3 protein-coding genes are annotated in these 5384 nt (G+C 57.3%); all 3 read left to right on the top strand.

What is annotated here, in order from left to right:
* The coding region (locus J3A84_RS15520; protein ID WP_207600895.1) for an immunoglobulin domain-containing protein at positions 1-160 on the top strand (160 nt) is incomplete at its 5' end.
* A gap of 443 nt (positions 161-603) precedes the next feature.
* Complete coding sequence (locus J3A84_RS15150) at positions 604-1398, top strand: APH(3')-II family aminoglycoside O-phosphotransferase (RefSeq protein WP_004614937.1); 795 nt, start codon at positions 604-606, stop codon at positions 1396-1398.
* Positions 1399-3117: 1719 nt separating this feature from the next.
* Positions 3118-5304 carry an immunoglobulin domain-containing protein gene (locus J3A84_RS15145; protein ID WP_207600894.1) on the top strand — a complete coding sequence of 729 codons (2187 nt, stop codon included), beginning with the start codon at positions 3118-3120 and terminating at the stop codon, positions 5302-5304.
* Positions 5305-5384 lie beyond the last annotated feature (80 nt).

The raw sequence follows: 5384 nt of genomic DNA, 5'->3' as shown, positions 1-5384 counted from the left end.
ATATACTGACCAGGATAGCAAGGACAATACCTACTCCCTGTCAAGCACTCTGGCCCTGACCGCTAGCGAGTATAACCAGCACGAACGGTACACCTGCGAAGTGAGCCACGCAGGTCTGACAAGCCCAGCAGCAAAAACCATCAATAGAAGCGAATGTTGATAACTCGAGTCTAGAGGGCCCGTTTAAACCCGCTGATCAGCCTCGACTGTGCCTTCTAGTTGCCAGCCATCTGTTGTTTGCCCCTCCCCCGTGCCTTCCTTGACCCTGGAAGGTGCCACTCCCACTGTCCTTTCCTAATAAAATGAGGAAATTGCATCGCATTGTCTGAGTAGGTGTCATTCTATTCTGGGGGGTGGGGTGGGGCAGGACAGCAAGGGGGAGGATTGGGAAGACAATAGCAGGCATGCTGGGGATGCGGTGGGCTCTATGGCTTCTACTGGGCGGTTTTATGGACAGCAAGCGAACCGGAATTGCCAGCTGGGGCGCCCTCTGGTAAGGTTGGGAAGCCCTGCAAAGTAAACTGGATGGCTTTCTTGCCGCCAAGGATCTGATGGCGCAGGGGATCAAGCTCTGATCAAGAGACAGGATGAGGATCGTTTCGCATGATTGAACAAGATGGATTGCACGCAGGTTCTCCGGCCGCTTGGGTGGAGAGGCTATTCGGCTATGACTGGGCACAACAGACAATCGGCTGCTCTGATGCCGCCGTGTTCCGGCTGTCAGCGCAGGGGCGCCCGGTTCTTTTTGTCAAGACCGACCTGTCCGGTGCCCTGAATGAACTGCAAGACGAGGCAGCGCGGCTATCGTGGCTGGCCACGACGGGCGTTCCTTGCGCAGCTGTGCTCGACGTTGTCACTGAAGCGGGAAGGGACTGGCTGCTATTGGGCGAAGTGCCGGGGCAGGATCTCCTGTCATCTCACCTTGCTCCTGCCGAGAAAGTATCCATCATGGCTGATGCAATGCGGCGGCTGCATACGCTTGATCCGGCTACCTGCCCATTCGACCACCAAGCGAAACATCGCATCGAGCGAGCACGTACTCGGATGGAAGCCGGTCTTGTCGATCAGGATGATCTGGACGAAGAGCATCAGGGGCTCGCGCCAGCCGAACTGTTCGCCAGGCTCAAGGCGAGCATGCCCGACGGCGAGGATCTCGTCGTGACCCATGGCGATGCCTGCTTGCCGAATATCATGGTGGAAAATGGCCGCTTTTCTGGATTCATCGACTGTGGCCGGCTGGGTGTGGCGGACCGCTATCAGGACATAGCGTTGGCTACCCGTGATATTGCTGAAGAGCTTGGCGGCGAATGGGCTGACCGCTTCCTCGTGCTTTACGGTATCGCCGCTCCCGATTCGCAGCGCATCGCCTTCTATCGCCTTCTTGACGAGTTCTTCTGAATTATTAACGCTTACAATTTCCTGATGCGGTATTTTCTCCTTACGCATCTGTGCGGTATTTCACACCGCATCAGGTGGCACTTTTCGGGGAAATGTGCGCGGAACCCCTATTTGTTTATTTTTCTAAATACATTCAAATATGTATCCGCTCATGAGACAATAACCCTGATAAATGCTTCAATAATAGCACGTGCTAAAACTTCATTTTTAATTTAAAAGGATCTAGGTGAAGATCCTTTTTGATAATCTCATGACCAAAATCCCTTAACGTGAGTTTTCGTTCCACTGAGCGTCAGACCCCGTAGAAAAGATCAAAGGATCTTCTTGAGATCCTTTTTTTCTGCGCGTAATCTGCTGCTTGCAAACAAAAAAACCACCGCTACCAGCGGTGGTTTGTTTGCCGGATCAAGAGCTACCAACTCTTTTTCCGAAGGTAACTGGCTTCAGCAGAGCGCAGATACCAAATACTGTTCTTCTAGTGTAGCCGTAGTTAGGCCACCACTTCAAGAACTCTGTAGCACCGCCTACATACCTCGCTCTGCTAATCCTGTTACCAGTGGCTGCTGCCAGTGGCGATAAGTCGTGTCTTACCGGGTTGGACTCAAGACGATAGTTACCGGATAAGGCGCAGCGGTCGGGCTGAACGGGGGGTTCGTGCACACAGCCCAGCTTGGAGCGAACGACCTACACCGAACTGAGATACCTACAGCGTGAGCTATGAGAAAGCGCCACGCTTCCCGAAGGGAGAAAGGCGGACAGGTATCCGGTAAGCGGCAGGGTCGGAACAGGAGAGCGCACGAGGGAGCTTCCAGGGGGAAACGCCTGGTATCTTTATAGTCCTGTCGGGTTTCGCCACCTCTGACTTGAGCGTCGATTTTTGTGATGCTCGTCAGGGGGGCGGAGCCTATGGAAAAACGCCAGCAACGCGGCCTTTTTACGGTTCCTGGCCTTTTGCTGGCCTTTTGCTCACATGTTCTTGCTGCTTCGCGATGTACGGGCCAGATATACGCGTTGACATTGATTATTGACTAGTTATTAATAGTAATCAATTACGGGGTCATTAGTTCATAGCCCATATATGGAGTTCCGCGTTACATAACTTACGGTAAATGGCCCGCCTGGCTGACCGCCCAACGACCCCCGCCCATTGACGTCAATAATGACGTATGTTCCCATAGTAACGCCAATAGGGACTTTCCATTGACGTCAATGGGTGGAGTATTTACGGTAAACTGCCCACTTGGCAGTACATCAAGTGTATCATATGCCAAGTACGCCCCCTATTGACGTCAATGACGGTAAATGGCCCGCCTGGCATTATGCCCAGTACATGACCTTATGGGACTTTCCTACTTGGCAGTACATCTACGTATTAGTCATCGCTATTACCATGGTGATGCGGTTTTGGCAGTACATCAATGGGCGTGGATAGCGGTTTGACTCACGGGGATTTCCAAGTCTCCACCCCATTGACGTCAATGGGAGTTTGTTTTGGCACCAAAATCAACGGGACTTTCCAAAATGTCGTAACAACTCCGCCCCATTGACGCAAATGGGCGGTAGGCGTGTACGGTGGGAGGTCTATATAAGCAGAGCTCTCTGGCTAACTAGAGAACCCACTGCTTACTGGCTTATCGAAATTAATACGACTCACTATAGGGAGACCCAAGCTGGCTAGCGTTTAAACTTAAGCTTGGTACCGAGCTCGGATCCGCCACCATGGACTGGACATGGAGAATCCTGTTTCTGGTCGCCGCCGCCACCGGAACCCACGCCGAAGTGCAGCTGCTGGAATCTGGAGGGGGCCTGGTGCAGCCCGGCGGCAGCCTGAGGCTGTCCTGCGCCGCCAGCGGCTTCACCTTCTCCAGCTACGCCATGAACTGGGTGCGCCAGGCCCCAGGCAAGGGACTGGAGTGGGTGTCCGCCATCACCATGAGCGGCATCACCGCCTACTACACCGACGACGTGAAGGGCCGCTTCACCATCTCCCGGGACAACAGCAAGAACACCCTGTACCTGCAGATGAACTCCCTGAGGGCCGAGGACACCGCCGTGTACTACTGCGCCAAGGAGGAGTTCCTGCCAGGAACCCACTACTACTACGGAATGGACGTGTGGGGACAGGGAACCACCGTGACCGTGTCCAGCGGCCAGCCCAAGGCCCCCAGCGTGTTCCCACTGGCCCCATGCTGCGGCGACACCCCCTCCAGCACCGTGACCCTGGGATGCCTGGTGAAGGGATACCTGCCAGAGCCAGTGACCGTGACCTGGAACTCCGGCACCCTGACCAACGGCGTGAGGACCTTCCCAAGCGTGCGCCAGTCCAGCGGACTGTACTCCCTGTCCAGCGTGGTGAGCGTGACCTCCAGCTCCCAGCCAGTGACCTGCAACGTGGCCCACCCAGCCACCAACACCAAGGTGGACAAGACCGTGGCCCCAAGCACCTGCTCCAAGCCAACCTGCCCTCCTCCCGAGCTGCTGGGCGGCCCCTCCGTGTTCATCTTCCCTCCCAAGCCCAAGGACACCCTGATGATCTCCAGGACCCCAGAGGTGACCTGCGTGGTGGTGGACGTGAGCCAGGACGACCCCGAGGTGCAGTTCACCTGGTACATCAACAACGAGCAGGTGCGGACCGCCCGCCCTCCCCTGCGCGAGCAGCAGTTCAACTCCACCATCCGGGTGGTGAGCACCCTGCCAATCACCCACCAGGACTGGCTGAGGGGCAAGGAGTTCAAGTGCAAGGTGCACAACAAGGCCCTGCCCGCCCCCATCGAGAAGACCATCAGCAAGGCCAGGGGCCAGCCACTGGAGCCCAAGGTGTACACCATGGGCCCTCCCCGCGAGGAGCTGAGCTCCAGGAGCGTGTCCCTGACCTGCATGATCAACGGCTTCTACCCCAGCGACATCTCCGTGGAGTGGGAGAAGAACGGCAAGGCCGAGGACAACTACAAGACCACCCCAGCCGTGCTGGACAGCGACGGCTCCTACTTCCTGTACAACAAGCTGTCCGTGCCCACCAGCGAGTGGCAGCGGGGCGACGTGTTCACCTGCTCCGTGATGCACGAGGCCCTGCACAACCACTACACCCAGAAGAGCATCTCCAGGAGCCCCGGCAAGAGGGGAAGGAAGCGCCGGTCCGGCAGCGGAGCCACCAACTTCAGCCTGCTGAAGCAGGCCGGCGACGTGGAGGAGAACCCAGGACCAATGGTGCTGCAGACCCAGGTGTTCATCTCCCTGCTGCTGTGGATCAGCGGAGCCTACGGAGCCATCCAGATGACCCAGTCCCCCAGCTCCCTGTCCGCCAGCGTGGGCGACAGGGTGACCATCACCTGCAGGGCCAGCCAGGGCATCAGGAACGACCTGGGCTGGTACCAGCAGAAGCCCGGCAAGGCCCCCAAGCTGCTGATCTACTCCGCCAGCACCCTGCAGTCCGGAGTGCCCAGCCGGTTCTCCGGCAGCGGCTCCGGAGCCGACTTCACCCTGACCATCAGCTCCCTGCAGCCCGAGGACTTCGCCACCTACTACTGCCTGCAGGACTACAACTACCCCTGGACCTTCGGCCAGGGCACCAAGGTGGAGATCAAGAGGCAGCCAGCCGTGACCCCATCCGTGATCCTGTTCCCTCCCTCCTCCGAGGAGCTGAAGGACAACAAGGCCACCCTGGTGTGCCTGATCTCCGACTTCTACCCCCGCACCGTGAAGGTGAACTGGAAGGCCGACGGAAACAGCGTGACCCAGGGAGTGGACACCACCCAGCCAAGCAAGCAGTCCAACAACAAGTACGCCGCCAGCTCCTTCCTGCACCTGACCGCCAACCAGTGGAAGAGCTACCAGTCCGTGACCTGTCAGGTCACCCACGAAGGGCACACCGTCGAAAAATCTCTGGCCCCCGCCGAATGTTCTTGATAGCTCGAGTCTAGAGGGCCCGTTTAAACCCGCTGATCAGCCTCGACTGTGCCTTCTAGTTGCCAGCCATCTGTTGTTTG

Source organism: Proteiniclasticum aestuarii, from assembly GCF_017368455.1.
Classification (GTDB): Bacteria; Bacillota; Clostridia; order Clostridiales; family Clostridiaceae; genus Proteiniclasticum; species Proteiniclasticum aestuarii.
Note: the sequence above shows the minus strand (reverse complement) of the source record. Positions and strands in the feature narration are given on the sequence as shown.

What these genes read in the sequence shown, in the direction of transcription:
- J3A84_RS15145 (WP_207600894.1), top strand. Translation starts at nt 3,118, where the DNA reads ATGGACTGGACATGGAGAATCCTGTTTCTGGTCGCCGCCGCCACCGGA.
- J3A84_RS15150 (WP_004614937.1), top strand. Translation starts at nt 604, where the DNA reads ATGATTGAACAAGATGGATTGCACGCAGGTTCTCCGGCCGCTTGGGTG.